At 66.8% G+C, this 15396-nt stretch carries 13 protein-coding genes; 8 read left to right on the top strand and 5 right to left on the bottom strand.

Annotated features, from left to right (window positions below):
* The first annotated feature begins 82 nt into the window (after positions 1-82).
* From K309_RS0104620 to K309_RS0104600, 4 genes are all read left to right on the top strand, one after another.
* Complete coding sequence (locus K309_RS0104620; protein ID WP_029045326.1) at positions 83-814, top strand: MBL fold metallo-hydrolase; 732 nt, start codon at positions 83-85, stop codon at positions 812-814.
* Between the two features lie 70 nt (positions 815-884).
* Complete coding sequence (locus K309_RS0104615; protein WP_029045325.1) at positions 885-1733, top strand: class I SAM-dependent methyltransferase; 849 nt, start codon at positions 885-887, stop codon at positions 1731-1733.
* A gap of 278 nt (positions 1734-2011) precedes the next feature.
* Positions 2012-2941, top strand: coding sequence for a LysR family transcriptional regulator (locus tag K309_RS35960; RefSeq protein WP_051320340.1), 930 nt, complete (start codon positions 2012-2014; stop codon positions 2939-2941).
* A gap of 332 nt (positions 2942-3273) precedes the next feature.
* A complete protein-coding gene (locus tag K309_RS0104600) occupies positions 3274-4119 on the top strand; it encodes a cytochrome c (RefSeq protein ID WP_029045324.1) in 846 nt (281 codons plus the stop codon).
* A 33-nt stretch (positions 4120-4152) separates the two neighbouring features.
* Here K309_RS0104600 and K309_RS0104595 read toward each other — a convergent pair whose 3' ends face one another.
* Positions 4153-5019, bottom strand: a complete 867-nt coding sequence (locus K309_RS0104595; protein WP_029045323.1) for a LysR family transcriptional regulator — start codon at positions 5017-5019, stop codon at positions 4153-4155.
* Positions 5020-5170: 151 nt separating this feature from the next.
* Between K309_RS0104595 and K309_RS0104590 the strand changes: the two genes are divergently transcribed.
* A complete protein-coding gene (locus K309_RS0104590; protein ID WP_029045322.1) occupies positions 5171-6484 on the top strand; it encodes a DUF3422 family protein in 1314 nt (437 codons plus the stop codon).
* A 334-nt stretch (positions 6485-6818) separates the two neighbouring features.
* On the opposite strand, the gene K309_RS0104585 is transcribed toward K309_RS0104590, so the two are convergent.
* Positions 6819-9107 carry a nitric-oxide reductase large subunit gene (locus tag K309_RS0104585; protein WP_029045321.1) on the bottom strand — a complete coding sequence of 763 codons (2289 nt, stop codon included), beginning with the start codon at positions 9105-9107 and terminating at the stop codon, positions 6819-6821.
* Between the two features lie 37 nt (positions 9108-9144).
* Positions 9145-9861 carry an iron-sulfur cluster repair protein YtfE gene (ytfE, locus tag K309_RS0104580; RefSeq protein ID WP_029045320.1) on the bottom strand — a complete coding sequence of 239 codons (717 nt, stop codon included), beginning with the start codon at positions 9859-9861 and terminating at the stop codon, positions 9145-9147.
* Between the two features lie 153 nt (positions 9862-10014).
* Here ytfE and norR point away from each other — a divergent pair, with 153 nt between their 5' ends.
* The 3 genes from norR (at position 10015) to K309_RS0104565 (ending at position 13946) form a co-directional block, all read left to right on the top strand.
* Positions 10015-11580, top strand: a complete 1566-nt coding sequence (norR, locus tag K309_RS0104575) for a nitric oxide reductase transcriptional regulator NorR (RefSeq protein WP_029045319.1) — start codon at positions 10015-10017, stop codon at positions 11578-11580.
* 141 nt (positions 11581-11721) lie between these two features.
* The gene (locus tag K309_RS0104570; RefSeq protein ID WP_029045318.1) at positions 11722-12153 is read left to right on the top strand and encodes a hypothetical protein; all 432 of its coding nucleotides are present in this window, start codon (positions 11722-11724) and stop codon (positions 12151-12153) included.
* 179 nt (positions 12154-12332) lie between these two features.
* Positions 12333-13946, top strand: a complete 1614-nt coding sequence (locus K309_RS0104565; protein WP_029045317.1) for a histidine kinase N-terminal 7TM domain-containing protein — start codon at positions 12333-12335, stop codon at positions 13944-13946.
* A gap of 27 nt (positions 13947-13973) precedes the next feature.
* Here K309_RS0104565 and ubiT read toward each other — a convergent pair whose 3' ends face one another.
* Both ubiT and K309_RS0104555 read right to left on the bottom strand, forming a co-directional pair.
* Complete coding sequence (gene ubiT, locus K309_RS0104560) at positions 13974-14444, bottom strand: ubiquinone anaerobic biosynthesis accessory factor UbiT (protein WP_029045316.1); 471 nt, start codon at positions 14442-14444, stop codon at positions 13974-13976.
* The gene (locus K309_RS0104555) at positions 14441-15382 is read right to left on the bottom strand and encodes a U32 family peptidase (RefSeq protein WP_029045315.1); all 942 of its coding nucleotides are present in this window, start codon (positions 15380-15382) and stop codon (positions 14441-14443) included. The genes ubiT and K309_RS0104555 overlap by 4 nt, the downstream gene beginning before the upstream one ends.
* Positions 15383-15396 lie beyond the last annotated feature (14 nt).

Raw genomic sequence — 15396 nt, 5'->3', positions numbered from 1 at the left:
CTGGATGGTCGACAATCGCCGAACGGGTACCGCCGGGCTGGCCGAGCCTGGCCCCGTCAATTGCCCAGGAAAGGAGCGCACCATGGCGACCCTGTCCCTTTCGAGCGGTACAAGAATCGACGAGATTGCGAACCGCATCTATCGCATCTCCACGCCGGTCGAGATCCCAGGTGGTGGCGGATTCTCTTTCAACCAGTATCTGATCGACGACGACCAGCCGCTGCTGTTTCATACCGGCCTGCGCAGGCTATTTCCGGTCATCGGGGAAGCGGTCGGGCGGATCATGCCAATCGATCGCTTGCGCTATGTCGGCTTCTCGCATTTCGAGGCCGACGAGTGCGGCGCACTCAATGAGTTTCTCGCGGCCGCGCCGGGTGCGGAACCACTGTGCGGCCAGGTCGCGGCCATGGTCTCGGTTAGCGACTATGCCGACCGGCCGCCACGTGCGCTGGAAGATGGCGAGTCGATCTCGCTCGGGCAGCATAGCGTGCGCTGGCTTTATACGCCGCATCTGCCGCACGCCTGGGAATGCGGATTCCTCATGGAGACCGCGTCGGCAACGCTGCTTTGTGGCGATTTGTTTACCCAGGGCGGTTCTGAGCACCCGCCGCTTACCGAAAGCGACATCCTCGAACCGAGCGAGGCTTTCCGTCGCAAGATGGACTATTTCTCGCACACCCGGAACGCCCGCGCAATGCTGGAACGCCTTGCCGCATTGCAGCCGACAACGCTCGCCTGTATGCACGGCAGCGCCTGGAGGGGCGATGGCGCGGCCTTGTTGCGCGCGCTCGCCGACAGCATCGAACGCGGCTAAGCGCCGCGCTGAAGTGCCACCCGCTCCGGAGTGGCCCAGATGCGGCGGCGGATCCTGAGGGAGTCTCCAGATGACCGACAGCAACGTGAAATCCAGTCTTCGCAATACGTGGGAGTCGGCAGCTCCCGGCTGGGCGAAGTGGGAGCATGTGTTCGCCACCAATCTTTCGGGCGCCACGGACGCGCTCATCGATATGGCCGGTATCCGGCCGGGCATGCGCGTTCTCGATCTGGCCTGCGGTGCCGGCAGCCAGAGTATCCAGACAGCGATGCGAGTGGGCGCCGGCGGCGAAGTGGTCGCCAGTGATATATCGGGCACCATGCTGGAGCATGTCCGCCGAAATGCCGCTCGTGCCGGTCTCCGGAATATCGAAACGCTGGAATGCGCAGCAGACGAACTGGACGAGACGCTGGCCCCGTTCGACGCGGCGATATGCCGATTGGGCTTGATGCTTTTTCCGTCACCTGGCGAGGCACTGAAAGCTGTCCGGCGCGCACTCAAGCCTGGCGCGCGTTTCGCGGCGCTGGTCTTCACGACGCCGGCCAACAATCCCTTTATGGCGGAACCGATGGCGATCCTTCTACGCCACGCGGGCAAGTCTCCTCCCGCGCCCGGACAACCCGGAATCTTCGCACTGGGAGGCGAAGGCGCGATGGAACGCCTGTTGAACGACAGCGGTCTTGGCGATGTGAAAACACAGCACGTTCGAGCGCAGCTCGTCTTGCCGAGCGCGTCCGATGCCCTGCAACTGATGCAGGAAGCCGCCGGGGCATACCGGGCCGTGGTAGCGGACCTCGACGTCGCGGCAAGATTAAAGGCCTGGAACGATGTTCATGAATGCCTGAAGCAGTTCGAAGTCGCTGAAGGCTTCAAGACCGAGCTTGAACTCATCATCGGGTCAGGCGCCGAGCCAAGCTAGTTTTCGTGCCGTTGGGGACTGGAGGTCGCCTGCTGGTGAAATCGTGTCGCCTCATGCTCGACACCGTCCCCAACCGTTTCGCCAGCGCATTCCCTTCGATTACTTCGTACCCGAATCCGGCGTGATCAAGCATGCCGCGGGAGCCGGCATTCCGTCCCGAGGTGTCCTCGCCGGCGCGCAAGGCCTCGGCCGCTGAATCCATGGAAAACGGCGTAGACACAGCCATATTAACCGTCTTATGCTTTTCTACTGGCACCATTAACATCACGTTAATCATCATGAAGATGAACCTCCGCCAGATAGAGGTATTCCGCGCGATCATGCTGACCGGGTCGATCAGTGGCGCATCGACGCTGCTCTTTGTTTCCCAGCCCGCCATCAGCCGACTGATGGCGCACACTGAGCAACGGCTTGGATTGACCTTGTTTGTCCGCGCCAAGGGCCGTCTTCACCCTACGCCCGAGGCCCGTCGACTGTTAGGCGAAGTGAATGCCGTCTACGAAGGCGTAGAACGCGTGAACGAGGTGGCAGAGGATCTGGTGGCCAATCGCACCGGCAGCGTAAGGATCTCATGCAGTCCGAACATGGGACAGACGTTGTTGCCAAACGCCATTGCCAAATTCCGCAAGGCTCATCCCGCCGTGCGCGTGGTGGTTCGCACCCAGATCGCGAGCAACATGTTGCGCAGCCTTCTGTCAGGGCAGGTGGATCTGGCGGTGTCGAGCATGCCGCTGACCCACCCGAATCTGGAGTCCCGGCTGCTGGTAAAGAATCCCATTGTGGCGCTGATTCCGACGGGTCATCGGCTCAGCACGCGCACCTGGGTACGCCCTCAGGATCTCGTGAACGAAGACCTGATCGGCTATGGCTCGGACGTACCATTCAGCCTGCTGGTGCACCACGTTTTCGGCAAGGAAAGCGAGCAACCCGATGTCAAGGTGCAGGTCGAACAAGCGCATGTGGCACGCGCCCTGGCCCAGGCTGGGGCGGGCATCGCGCTTGTCGATGCCATGACGGTTTTCGGCCAGGCCTGGCGGGACATTGTCGCGGTGCCTGTGCGCACGGAAGTCAATGCCTCGGTTCAAATCTACAACGTCAACATCGAACCACTGTCGAGGCTTTCGCTGGCTTTCGTCGACACGCTGAATGCGATTGTGAAGCGGCAGGCCGCTTCCGATATGAGGGAAACCAGGAAAAACGCTTCGTAAGCGCGCCGGAGGTAGCCCCATCCGCTTCCCGCTCTCACCGCACCAGGTAGACAGGGCGAGATGCAAGCAAGGCGTCACCCCTCTCCAGAATGCGATCGGTTACCTGGTGATGCCCCCGGGCTGGGCACCGGACGGGCAGGGCCAGACGACAGAAGTCCTGCGGCAGCAGCAAGCCATGGAGCGTGCGGTGGCGGTGAGCGCGAGGTAACAGGCAAGACAGGCGGAAAAGAAGCGGGCAGCGCAGGCTGTCCGTTTTTCTTTATTACACTGAGCCTTCAACACGCATTTCAACACGCATTTCAACACGTTACGCCGCTTCCGGAGAGACACCCATGAAGGCCTGGATTGCAAAGGCAGTTGGAGCGCTTGCCTGTGCCATGGTATGCCTTGCAGGTCCGGCGAGCGGCGCCGAACCCGCCACGCTGGTCGTTGCGGCTGGTACGCAACAACGCAGCTGGACGGCCGAGGCGCTGCTAAAGGACCGCCGACTGGCTGACGTGACGGTCGACGATGACAACCTGAAACGCCGCCTGACGTTCAAGGCGATCCCAATGGCTTCCCTGTTGCGCGGCATGCCGGCGGAGGCCGGCGCGACTGCCACGACAGCAGCCAGCGATGGCTATGTCTCTCACCTGCCGCTGCGCATGCTGCTGGCCGATAGCGCCGACGAGCCGCGGGCCTGGCTGGCGGTAGAGAATCCTGCGAGGCCGTGGCCGAAGCTCAAAGGCCAGGGCATCGGCCCGTTTCGCCTGATCTGGACATTGCCGTCGGGGCGCGCCGCATCCGTGGTCAACGAAAGCCATTGGACCTACAGCATCGTGCGCATCGATATCACCGCATCGCCCGCGGAGCGCTTCGCGGCCATCCGGCCTGCCTCCGACCAGCCAGCCGACGGCCCGGTCATGCGCGGCTTCGCCACCTTCCAGCGCGTCTGCTTCTCGTGCCACTCGCTGAACAAGGTCGGCGATGCCCACCTCGGTCCGGACCTCAATGTGCCGCACAGCGCGGTGGAATATATGGGCGACGACAAGCTGGCCAAGTTGATCCGCGACCCGCAGTCACTGCGTTGGTGGCCCGGCGCGCGCATGCCGGCAATCGACGACAAGGCGCTCTCCGATGCTGACCTGAAGGACCTCCTGGCGTACCTGCATCATATGGCGGGACGCAAGGGCTCCTGAAGCCAGGTGCCGCATTCATACTGGCTGCGGATGTCAGACCTGGCCCGTGCCTGGCCGAAGATCCGTCATGATCTGCTCGGCAAGGAAATCACAAGGCGGCCGCTTCGACTTCGCGCTTCGGGCAAGGATCAGCTCGAGCGGAGGCAGGTCGGGCAGTCCGTGGGCCTGGCCAAGCACGGTCAGTTGTGGCGGGATCGCGCAGCGGGCCAGCGCCGCGACGGCCAGGCCTGCCTCGACCATGCTGAGCAAACCCAGCAGGCTCGGACTCTCGTACGACGTTCGATGCGGAATCCCTGCGCGGTCCAGGCTGCGGATCGCGTTCTCGCGCGCCACGCTTCCCGGCATGAACACGGCGATAGGCAACGGCCTGTCCTCCCAGACTTGCGGCCCGTTCGCCATGGCGGCCCACGCCATCGGCTCGTGCCGGATGAAGTCGCCGGACAAGCCCTTCACGCGCGTGCCGCAGACCAGGTCGACCGTGCCGTCCTTGACCAGTGGTGCGAGCGCGCTGCTGGGCAGGCCCACGACCTGGATCTGCACTTTCGGATACGTCGTCGAGAACTTCTTCAGCACGGATGGCAGCAGCGATGACGCGTAGTCGTCGGGCACCCCGATCGCTACCTTCCCCGTCACTTCCGGCCGTACCACGGCAGCCCAGGCTTCGTCGTGCAGGGCCAGCATCCGCCGTGCGAAGCCCAGCAGCACTTCACCCTCATGCGTCAGCACGATGCTGCGCGGCCGCCGCACGAACAGGGGCCGGCCCAGTGCCTCCTCGAGTGCCTTGATTTGCATGCTGACAGCGGACTGCGAGCGGTTCACCGCCTCGGCCGCCCGCGTCATGTTGCCGCTCTCGGCGACGGCGATGACCGTCGCCAGGACATCGTGGTCGAGCATCTTCATAGGTATCAGGAAAACTGAACACAATAATCAATATTATGCGTTTTCCTTCTTGAAAGCGGCATGCGATATTTCGTCAACAACAAACCGGAGACGTGGACCGCAATCTCGCGCCATGTCTCGACCGCGGGATTCCGGTATCCGCCATCCGAGCATGGACAACAAAGCCGCTTCGTCACTCGTCGACCACCCGCTGCGCGCCTCCCTGGTCGCTGAATTGCACGCCCGCCCCTTTCTTCGGTTCAGCGGCAGCGTGTCACTGACCCACTACGCGATCTACTCGGATGAGGATCCGGCGATCCACGAGTATCTCGTGCGCACCTTGTGCGAACAGACCGGCATGGCGCTGCCGGTGGACGGGGTCACGCACTACGCCGTGCAATCTCCCTTCGGCTGGCATTTGAAGTGGGAGCGGCACACCGAGTTCTCCACCTTCACATTCGTCAGTCCGCGCAACGACACCGACTACTTCAACGACCTCGCCATCCATCGTGTTCCGGCGGATTGGCTGGGCCTGCTGGCGGGCAAACGATTTCATGCGGTCCGGATGGAATTGCTGTCAGGAAACGCCGCGGCTGAGGTGAGCGCGAACCTGCGCCATTGGCTCGACGGGCCGATTCTCGTCGGCAGCGATGTCCTGGGCGGCGGCAAGGTCTACTGCGACTGGAATGTGCGGGCCGACGGCTACATGCGCATCCTCGCGATCGACGAGGACTTCCGCGAGGAACAGGGCGGCAGGCTGCTTCAGCGGCTCTATGAGATCGAGACATATCGCATGATGGCGTTGCTGGCGCTGCCGGTCGCACGCAGCCTGGGCCGCGAGCTCGACGGCATTCACGGCTCGCTCCAGGAACTGATGCGGGCCATGGATGCCCGTCGCGCCGGCGAGGACGATGCGGAACTGCTGGACAAGCTCACCGAACTGGCCGTGCGCGTGGAATCGCTGTCCGGCCACAGCGGGCGCTTCAGCGCTTCGCGTGCGTATGAGCGAATCGTCCTGGCGCGAATCCAGGAGTTGCGGGAACAACGAATCGAGGGAATGCCGACGATAGCGGAATTCATGGAGCGGCGCTTCGCGCCTGCCATGGAGACGTGCCGGAGCGTCTGGTCACGCCACGAGCAAATCGCGGCACGGGTCGCACGGGCCGTCGACCTGCTCCGCACCCGCGTCAACCTGGCCCAGGAACGCGATGTCACAAGGCTGCTCGCCGGACTGGATCGTACGGCACGCAACCAGTTGCATCTGCAGCATGCCGTCGAGGGGCTGTCTGTCGCCGCGATCTCGTACTACGTGCTGTCCATCGCGGCAGCGGGGCTGAAGGCGCTGCATGTCGTCAAGCTGCCTGTCGATCCCGAGCTGGCGGAAGGCCTGTTGATCCTTCCTGTGGTGATGATCGTGTTCGGGATCATCAAACGCAGCCGGACGCAGAAATCCCGCGATGGCCACGTCCAGGCGGGCTCCGCCTGACGAGGCGATGATCTGAAGAGCTACTTACCGGGAAACGCATATGAACGCCACGACAAGCATAGCCTCCGTTCACTTATCTTTGCCTGGCGCTAGCCGGCAGGCCGCGCAGACCAGGCCGCATTGGGCGAGCCAGGCTCGACCCGAGTCTCGCGCCCTCGGGCAACGGACCCCTACGGAAGTGCTGACGGACAACTCGAACGATCGGCCAGACGTCGCGACGATCGCGGTGCTGGGCTACAACTGACGCAAAAAAACGCCCGCCCGGAAACCGGGCGGGCAAGTACTGCCTCTCCTTACCTCTTGCTGCTTCAATACTGCCTCGTAGCCGCGCGCTTCAGCGCGCCGCCGCCTTCATCCTCACGGCCGCCGCGTCCGCCGCGGCCGGGGTGCGGTTCGCCAGCCCCAGCACCACCTGCCAGGCAAACGACACCGCGCCGACGATAAACACCACGTCGCCGAACGTGCGCACCCAGCGCAGCGTCTGCAGGATCGGCTGCTGCATGAACTCCTCGCTGCGCGAATACCACGTGCCATGCTCGACGCTGGCCAGGAACTGGATGATGCCGACGGGCAGCAGGCTGGTGCCGATCATCAGCACCAGGCCGGCGTTCAGGCCCCAGAAAGCCGTCTTCATCAGCGCCGGGCTCAGCCGGTAGGCCGGCCGCACATAGCGCAGCACCAGCAGCGTGAAGCCCAGCGCCAGGAAGCCGTAGACCCCGAACAGCGCCGCATGCGCATGGACCGGCGTGGTGTTCTGGCCCTGGATGTAGTACAGCGCGATCGGCGGGTTGATCATGAAGCCGAACACGCCGGCGCCCAGCATGTTCCAGAACGCCACCGCGACGAAGCACATCAGCGGCCACTTCAGGTCTGCCATCCACGGCGCGCGCTGCTTCAGGCTCCAGTTCTCCCAGGCCTCATGGCCCAGCACGATCAGCGGCACCACTTCCAGCGCGCTGAACGCGGCGCCGACCGCCATCACCGGCGTGGTGGTGCCGGCAAAGTACAGGTGGTGGAAGGTGCCGGGGATGCCGCCGAGCATGAACAGCGACGCCGAGGCCAGGCTGGCCGCGGTCGCCATCGGGCGCGACACCAGCCCCAGCGTGGCGAAGATAAAGGCCAGGGCGGTGGTGGCGAAGACCTCGAAGAAGCCTTCCACCCACAGGTGCACCACCCACCAGCGCCAGTACTCCATCACCGTCAGGCTGGTGCGCTCGCCGTAGGCCAGGCCCGCGCCGTAGAACAGGCCGATCGCCACCACCGACGAGGTCAGCAGCGCCAGCAGGTTGCGGTCGGTGCCGCGCGCGCGCAGCGCCGGCAGGATGCCGCGCATCATCAGCACGAGCCAGATCAGGATGCCGGCGAACTTGCCGATCTGCCACAGCCGGCCCAGGTCGACGTATTCATAGCCCTGGTGGCCCAGCCAGAAGTTCAGGTGCGGCGGCAGCTTCTGCGCGATCGCCAGGTAGTTGCCGGCGAACGAGCCCACCACCACGACCACCAGTGCCCAGAACAGGACATCAACGCCGAGCCGCTGGAACTTCGGGTCCTTGCCGCCGTTGATCAGCGGCGCCAGGAACAGGCCCGCGGCCAGGAAGCCCGTGGCGATCCAGAACAGCGCGCTCTGGATATGCCAGGTGCGCACCAGCGCGTAGGGGAACCACTGCGATACGTCGATGCCGTAGAACTTCTGCCCCTCGACGGTGTAGTGCGCGGTAAAGCCGCCCAGGAACACCTGGAACACGAACAGCGCCACCACCAGGAACAGGTACTTGCCGAGCGCGCGCTGCGACGGGGTCAGCGCCACCGATAGCAGCGGGTCGCGCGCGGGCGCCTGCGGCGGCGTCTCTTCCTTGCCGCGCAGGAAAGCCCACGCCCACACCAGGAAGCCCACGCCAGCCAGCAACACCACCACGCTGATCACCGACCACACCACGTTTTCGCTGGTCGGCTTGTTGCCGATCAGCGGCTCATGCGGCCAGTTGTTAGTGTAGGTGGCTTCCTGCCCCGGGCGCGCGGTCGAGGCGACCCATGCAGTCCAGAAGAAGAACTGCGTCAGCTGCTGGCGCCGCTCGGCGCTGGGCAGCGTGTTCTCCTTCATGGCGAAGTGATCGCGCGTGGTGTGCAGCGCCGGCGCGTCGGAGAAGAGCTGGTCGTAGTAGGCCGCGGTGTTGGCGATGGCCTGTGCGCGGCGCTTCGACACGGTCAGCACATTGGTGGCCGGGTCGGTGGCGTTGCCGCGGTATTCCGTGCGCAACTGCTCGCGCAGCGCGGCCTGTTCGGGCGCGGCCAGTTTGGCGTACGGACGGCCGTACGTATCCTGCGCCGCCAGTTCGAGCCACGCGGTCAGTTCGCGGTGCAGCCAGTCGGCGGTCCAGTCCGGCGCCTGGTAGGCGCCATGGCCCCAGATCGAGCCGAGCTGCATGCCGCCCACCGACTGCCAGGCCGTCTGGCCGTCCAGGATCTCTTCGCCGGTGAACAGGGTGCGGCCTTCGGCCGTGACCACCTTGTCCGGCATTGGCGGGGCCTGCCGGTACACCTCGACGCCGTAGTAGCCGAGCAGGGAGAAAGTGACCGCCAGCACGGCGATCAACAAGAACCAGAGTCTGCGGTAGGAACCCATGATGCGATTTCGTTGGTTGTGATGGGTGGTGCGCGGTTCAGGCGTGGCTCGCGCAGCCGCAACCGGTGGCGGGCACGGTGGCGGCCACTGCGGCGTTCTCGAACAGCACGTTGTTTTCCAGGTGGATGTGTTCCATCAGGTCTTCGCGCAGCGCGCGCAGGCCCAGGTAAAGCGCGCGCCAGGTATTGCAGGCCGCGCGCGGCAGCGTGATGTCGTTGGTCAGCGCGGCCATCCGCTGCAGCGCCACGCCGTGGTCGTCATGCTCCATGCGCATCACCGCGATGGGGCGGCCGGCGGCGGCCTGCAGGCCGCGCGTCAGCATCGGGAACAGCACCTGCTCTTCCTTCTGCATATGGGTTTCCAGCTCGCCGAGCATGGCGGTCAGGTGGTCGGCCAGGCCGACCGGGCAATCGGGCCGGTCGCCATGGACCTGCTCGACCCGGCTTGCGAGCCGGATCAGTTCGGGGAGCTGCTCGCGGTGACGGGCGTGAAAGCGCGTCAGGATATGGTCGATCAGCGCGGCCGGCGTGGCGGTGTTCCAGTCCTGTCCGGCGGGTGCGGCATCGTCGTGCAGGGCATGCAGCCGCGCTTCGATGCTGTCGATGGCGGCGGCATCAAGGCCCTTTTCGAGCGCGGCATCGCGCAGGGTCTGCTTGCCTCCGCAGCAGAAGTCGAGCGCGTAATCATGGAAGATGCGCGTCGCGCCGGGGATGCGGCGGGCCAGTTGGCCGAGCGATTGGTCCTGGAAGGTCATGAGGTGCTCCTGTGTGGGAAGTTGCGTCTGCCTGACATAACGCGAGGAGCGTGCCTGAAAAAAACCATTCCAGATCAATGGGTTGCTATACGAATGGTTATAAATACCTTACACTTCCCATGGTACTAATTACCTTATCAGGTGTTTTTCACCATGACGAATTCAGCGATCGTTCCCGAATTGCTGGCTGACCTGGTGGCCGACCTGCCCCACGCCGTGCGCCTGCAGCGCCTGGTCAGCGGGCTGCGCGGGCATTTCCGCTGCGGCGCCGTGGCGCTGCTGCGGCTGGAGGAAGACCACCTGCGTCCCATGGCAGTGGACGGCCTGGTCCGCGACGCGCTGGGCCGGCGCTTTGCCGTAGCCCTGCATCCGCGCCTCGCGGCAATCCTGGCGCGGCGCGGCGTGACCTGCTTCCACCATGAAAGCGTGCTGCCCGACCCGTACGACGGCCTGATCGACGAGCACGTGGGCGAGCCGCTGCCCGTGCATGACTGCATGGGCACCAGCCTGGAGGTCGAAGGGCAGCCATGGGGCGTGCTGACCCTCGATGCGCTCGCCGTGGGCACCTTCGACGCCGCCGCACAGGCCGAGCTGCAGCGGCTCACCGTGGTGGTCGAGGCAGCGATCCGCACCACCCGGCTCGAGGCCGAGATCCTGGCGCTGCAGGTGGCACGGGGCAAGCCCGTTGCCGACGAAGGCACGGCGGGCGCCGGCGACATCACCGGCGAGATCGTCGGCCAGAGCGAGGCCATCGCCAACCTGCTGCACGAGCTGGAAGTGGTTGCCGATACCGAACTGCCGGTGCTGCTGCTGGGCGAGACCGGCGTCGGCAAGGAGCTGTTCGCGCACCGGCTGCACCGCCAGTCACGCCGGCGCGCGCAGCCGCTGGTACACGTCAACTGCGCGGCGCTGCCCGAGTCCCTGGCCGAGAGCGAGCTGTTCGGCCACGCCCGCGGCGCGTTCTCCGGCGCCACCGGCGAACGCCCGGGACGCTTCGAGGCCGCCGACGGCGGCACGCTGTTCCTCGATGAAGTCGGCGAGCTGCCGCTGTCGATCCAGGCCAAGCTGCTGCGCACGCTGCAGAACGGCGAGATCCAGCGGCTGGGCTCGGACCGGCCACGCCGCGTCAACGTGCGCGTGATCGCCGCCACCAACCGCAACCTGCGCGAACATGTGCGCGATGGCTCGTTCCGCGCCGACCTGTACCACCGCCTGTCGGTCTACCCGATCCCGATCCCGCCGCTGCGCGAGCGCGGCAACGACGTGCTGCTGCTGGCCGGGCGCTTCCTGGAGCTGAACCGCGCCCGCCTGGGCCTGCGCAGCCTGCGCCTGTCGCCGGCGGCACAGGATGCGCTGCGGCGCTACCGCTGGCCCGGCAACGTGCGCGAACTCGAGCACGTGCTCAGCCGCGCCGCGCTGCGCGCGGTCAGCCGGGGCGCCGGCCGCAACGACATCGTCACGCTGGAGACGGAGCTGCTTGACCTGGACGGACTCGATGCGCCGCCTTCGGGGCTGGCGCAAGCCGCGCATGCCGCCCATGCAGCGCTGCCAGCGATCGTCCCCGGCATGAGCCTGCGCGACGCCGTCGACCAGACCCAGCGCGCCTGCATCGAGCAGGCGCTGCAGGCCCACGGCGGCAACTGGGCGCAGACGGCGCGGCAACTCGGCGTGGACGCCAGCAACCTGCACAAGCTGGCCAGGCGCCTGGGCTGCAAGTGAGGGCGTGCGCGGCATCGGCGATGGCAAAGATCGTCTGATCTGCTTAAGCTAGTCAGGCGTCGTTTGCAGTGCAACATGCATGTGCTGTCATCAGCACCCTGCGGCCGGCGCAACCTGTGGATCCAACCGGAGATGCCCAAGATGATGACCGCAACGCAAGCCTTCTGGCCATTCCCTGCCGTTTTCACGGCAGGCTTTGGCAGCCTGCAACAGTTCCAGTCCATGCAGGCAGACCTGGCCGACACGTGGCGCCGCATGGCCGAGCTGAACCTGGAATTTGCACGCAGCATGGCGGACGAACTGCGCTTCGACGCCGTGGGCCTGCTGATGGAACAGGATCCCGAGAGTCTCTACGCGCGCGAGATCGCCAGCGAGCTGCCGCTGCTGGGCGGGCCGCTGCACTATGCGTCGGCCATGCTGGAGCTGCTGGCGCGCGCCCACCAGAAATGGATCGATGGCTGGGGCCACCTGCTCATGCAGGGCCCGCTGACCGACTGGACCACGGGCGCCAAGGCCGTCACGGACATTCCCGCCTGGCTGGTCCGCGAGACACCGCGTCCGCGCGCGAACTGACCCGGCTCGAGCGCCGTGGCGTTGCGTGCCGGCACGCCGCGGCCAATTTTTCCTGCGTGCCTTGCCATGGCAACCCGCGCGCCCCGGTATCATGCAAATCATGACACCCCGATCCGCCTGCGCCGCCGTCCCGGCTGGCGGATCTCCGCACAGGACTGGTACAGGACGCGCCCCGGTACATGCCCTCATATCCACTGGTCCTGCTGCTCACCGTCGCCGTCGTCTGCTGCATCGGCATGGCCATCGCCACCTGGCCCCGGCGCGACGACCCCACCGTCCAGGCGTTCCTGGTGCTGGCCTTCGGCGCGGTGGTCTGGAGCGGCGGACGCTTGCTTGAGATCAGCTCGACCGACCTGCCCGGGCGCATCCTGTGGGCCAAGATCCAGTACATCGGCATTGTCGCGGTGCCGATCGGCTGGCTGGTGGCGATGGTGCACCTGAGCCGCCCGCGCTACGTGGTGCCATGGTCGCGGCTGTGGCTGCCAGTGCTGGCCGCAGTGGTGACGGTGGTGCTGGTCTTCACCAACGAGCGCCACCACCTGGTCTGGACACGCATCACGCTGATGCCGCCCGGGGTCGCGCCCGGCGCGGTGTTCGAGCATGGCGCGGGCTACGCCGTCGCGGCCTTCTGGTCTTACTCGCTGCTGGCGCTAAGCTGGTATTTCCTGGTAACGGCCGAGGTGCCCAACGACGCCCTGTCGCGCCGCGGCCGCGCCATCCTGGCCGGCGGCCTGGCGCTGCCGCTGATTGCCCATGTCGCGTACCTGTACCGCTGGACCGGCCCGCTGGGCGGCGACCTGACCCCGGCCACGTTTTCGCTGATGGCGGTACTGGTGTGGTTCTGCGCGCTGCGCACGCACCTCGACGATATCGGCCACTACGCCCGGCTGCGCGTGTTCGATGCGCTGCGCGAGGGCTGCGTGATCGTCGACGCCAAGGGCACGGTCGTGGAATTCAATCCCGCCGCGACCCAGTTGTGGCCGGCGCTGCACCGCGGCGGGCCGGTGCCGGCGGGATGGGAGACGGCGCTGGGATCGGCGCTGGGATCGGCTCAGGGTTCGGCGTCTGAATCCGCGCAGGCCGCGCCCGGCCTCGCACCGGCCACGCCGTTCGTGCCGCCGGGCGCCCCGTTCGAGCTGGCTGTCGAAAGCGTCGCGCGCCTGGACGGCAGGCAGATCGGCAGCCTGGTGTTCATGCGCGACATCAGCCGCTTCCAGTCGCGCGAGCTGGCCTTGACCGCGCGCCTTGGCCAGACCGAGGAGCAGCTGTGGCAGGTGCAGGCCGACCTCGACGTCGATGCGCTCACCGGCATCTTCAACCGGCGCTACTTCCAGCGCGAGTCGCTCGCCGCCGTGACGCGCGCGCACGAGCGCGGCCAGCCTCTGGGACTGCTGATCCTGGATGTCGACCTGTTCAAGCAATACAACGACCTGCATGGCCACCTGGCGGGCGACGACTGCCTGCGCCAGATCGCCTGCACGCTGGCGGGCACGGTAGCGGGCGAGCAGTTCTGCGCGCGGCTGGGCGGCGAGGAATTCGCGGCGGTGCTGCCCGGCGCATCGCGCGAAGAAACCCGCGAGGTGGCGCGCCGCATGGTCGCCGCGGTACGCGAGCTTGGCATCGCGCACCGCGGCACCCCGGTGCAGCCCGTGGTAACGATCAGCGTCGGCGCGGTCTGCGCCGTGCCCGAGTCGCCGCGGCTGGAGCCGCTGCTGCACCGAGCCGACAGCGCGATGTACCGCGCCAAGCGCGCGGGCCGCAACCGGTACATGCTGGATGGCGAAGCGGCCTGAACGGCCGTGGCCTGGCCATGCCGCCGGCTAGCCCGCGCGTACCGTCAGCGCGCCCTGCAGCGCCACCAGCCGCGCCGCCGCCTGGCTGACCCACGCCGGGCGCGGCGCCGCATCGAGCCAGTACTTGACCTCGAGCCCGAGCGCGGTGTCGCCGCTGATCACCAGCTTGCGCTGGAAAAACAGCGTGTCGGTGTCGGCCTCGCCACCGAGCAGCCGCAGGTAGTCCACCGCGGCGGCGCGCAGCGTCAGCGCTGGTTCGCCGCTGCCGGCACTGGCGGTACGGAAGCGCCCGCCTTCGCAGCGGAACGGCACTTCCAGCCCCAGGTCCTGCACCGTCAGCAGGAACACATGGCCTTCCAGCGCGGCCGGCGGCTCCAGCCAGCCGGCGCGGCGCGCCAGCTCCAGCGCCGCCACCAGCGGCAGCGCGCGCGCCCGCGCCGGCATGCGCCGGTGCACGCCGGTCATCAGCTTGTGCAATGGGCTCGTGTTCGCATTCATGCCCGTGCCTCCCACGCGATGCCGGCGCCGCCGTGCCAGTAGCCATTGCAGGGCTGCGCCCCCGCCGGCGTGATGCCGCTGGGCGCCGGTGCGCGCTCACCCGCGCGGATCGCCGCCAGTTGTTGCACCACCTCCAATGTGCCGGTCGAATGCGGGCTGACGCGCAGCATGTCCACGCCCATCGCGGCCATGGCGAGCGCCTCGCCGCACAGGTCCAGGCAGGTCGCGCTCTGCGTCTGCACGCCGTTGAGCGTGAAGAACGCCTGGCCTTCGCCGGTGGCGGCGACCAGGCCGTCCGGGTAGTCCATGCAGCGGAATTCGCAGCTGTCCTTGCGCAGCCGATGGTGGCGCGCGGTGAAGCAGCGCGCCGAGAACGCCAGCGGCATGCGGCCCCAGACAAAGGCTTCGACGCCGACACCGCCCGGTCGCGCCGCGGCCAGCGCGGCCAGCGTGCGGCCGTCCATTTCCACCGGCACGACGCAGCCGGCCGCGCCCAGTCCGGACAGCCAGGCCAGCGTGTCGGCATGGTAGACGTTCAGGTGCGGGCCGGCGATGAAAGGCCGCCCGCCCATGCAGCGCACCGCGCCAAGGTCGTTGGCCTCGACCAGGTAGCCGTGCTGCTCGCAGGCGCGGCGCATCCAGGCGATGTCGGTATCGGACTCCACCAGCACCGGCGTGGACAGCACCACCTCCTTGCCGGCATCGCGCAGCATCCGGGCGATCTCAAGCCATTGCGCGTGGCGCAGCTCGTGGCGCCGCGTGCAGACGGTCTCGCCGAGGTAGACGCGGTCGACCGGAGCATCGGCGACCGCGGCGTAGAACTGCAGCACGCGCTCGCGCGGCCAGTAGTACAGCAGCGGGCCGAGGGCGATGCCGAATTGCGGCGCAGTATGTCGTGAAACAGCTTGCGGCGCTGTCGCCGCGGCGGTGTCGGGCATGGCGGGCTCCATCA

The organism is Cupriavidus phytohabitans, from assembly GCF_000426345.1.
GTDB lineage: Bacteria > Pseudomonadota > Gammaproteobacteria > Burkholderiales > Burkholderiaceae > Cupriavidus.
The sequence above is the reverse complement of the archived record's forward strand: the minus strand, read 5'-3'. Positions and strand labels throughout refer to the sequence as shown.

Bases quoted from the DNA above. Each gene is read 5' to 3' on its own strand.
- norR (WP_029045319.1), top strand. From the start codon at position 10,015: ATGACGAATTCAGCGATCGTTCCCGAATTGCTGGCTGACCTGGTGGCC.
- K309_RS0104620 (WP_029045326.1), top strand. From the start codon at position 83: ATGGCGACCCTGTCCCTTTCGAGCGGTACAAGAATCGACGAGATTGCG.
- K309_RS0104585 (WP_029045321.1), bottom strand. From the start codon at position 9,107: ATGGGTTCCTACCGCAGACTCTGGTTCTTGTTGATCGCCGTGCTGGCG.
- K309_RS0104590 (WP_029045322.1), top strand. From the start codon at position 5,171: ATGGACAACAAAGCCGCTTCGTCACTCGTCGACCACCCGCTGCGCGCC.
- K309_RS35960 (WP_051320340.1), top strand. From the start codon at position 2,012: ATGAAGATGAACCTCCGCCAGATAGAGGTATTCCGCGCGATCATGCTG.
- K309_RS0104600 (WP_029045324.1), top strand. From the start codon at position 3,274: ATGAAGGCCTGGATTGCAAAGGCAGTTGGAGCGCTTGCCTGTGCCATG.
- K309_RS0104565 (WP_029045317.1), top strand. From the start codon at position 12,333: ATGCCCTCATATCCACTGGTCCTGCTGCTCACCGTCGCCGTCGTCTGC.
- K309_RS0104570 (WP_029045318.1), top strand. From the start codon at position 11,722: ATGATGACCGCAACGCAAGCCTTCTGGCCATTCCCTGCCGTTTTCACG.
- K309_RS0104555 (WP_029045315.1), bottom strand. From the start codon at position 15,382: ATGCCCGACACCGCCGCGGCGACAGCGCCGCAAGCTGTTTCACGACAT.
- ubiT (WP_029045316.1), bottom strand. From the start codon at position 14,444: ATGAATGCGAACACGAGCCCATTGCACAAGCTGATGACCGGCGTGCAC.
- K309_RS0104595 (WP_029045323.1), bottom strand. From the start codon at position 5,019: ATGAAGATGCTCGACCACGATGTCCTGGCGACGGTCATCGCCGTCGCC.
- ytfE (WP_029045320.1), bottom strand. From the start codon at position 9,861: ATGACCTTCCAGGACCAATCGCTCGGCCAACTGGCCCGCCGCATCCCC.
- K309_RS0104615 (WP_029045325.1), top strand. From the start codon at position 885: ATGACCGACAGCAACGTGAAATCCAGTCTTCGCAATACGTGGGAGTCG.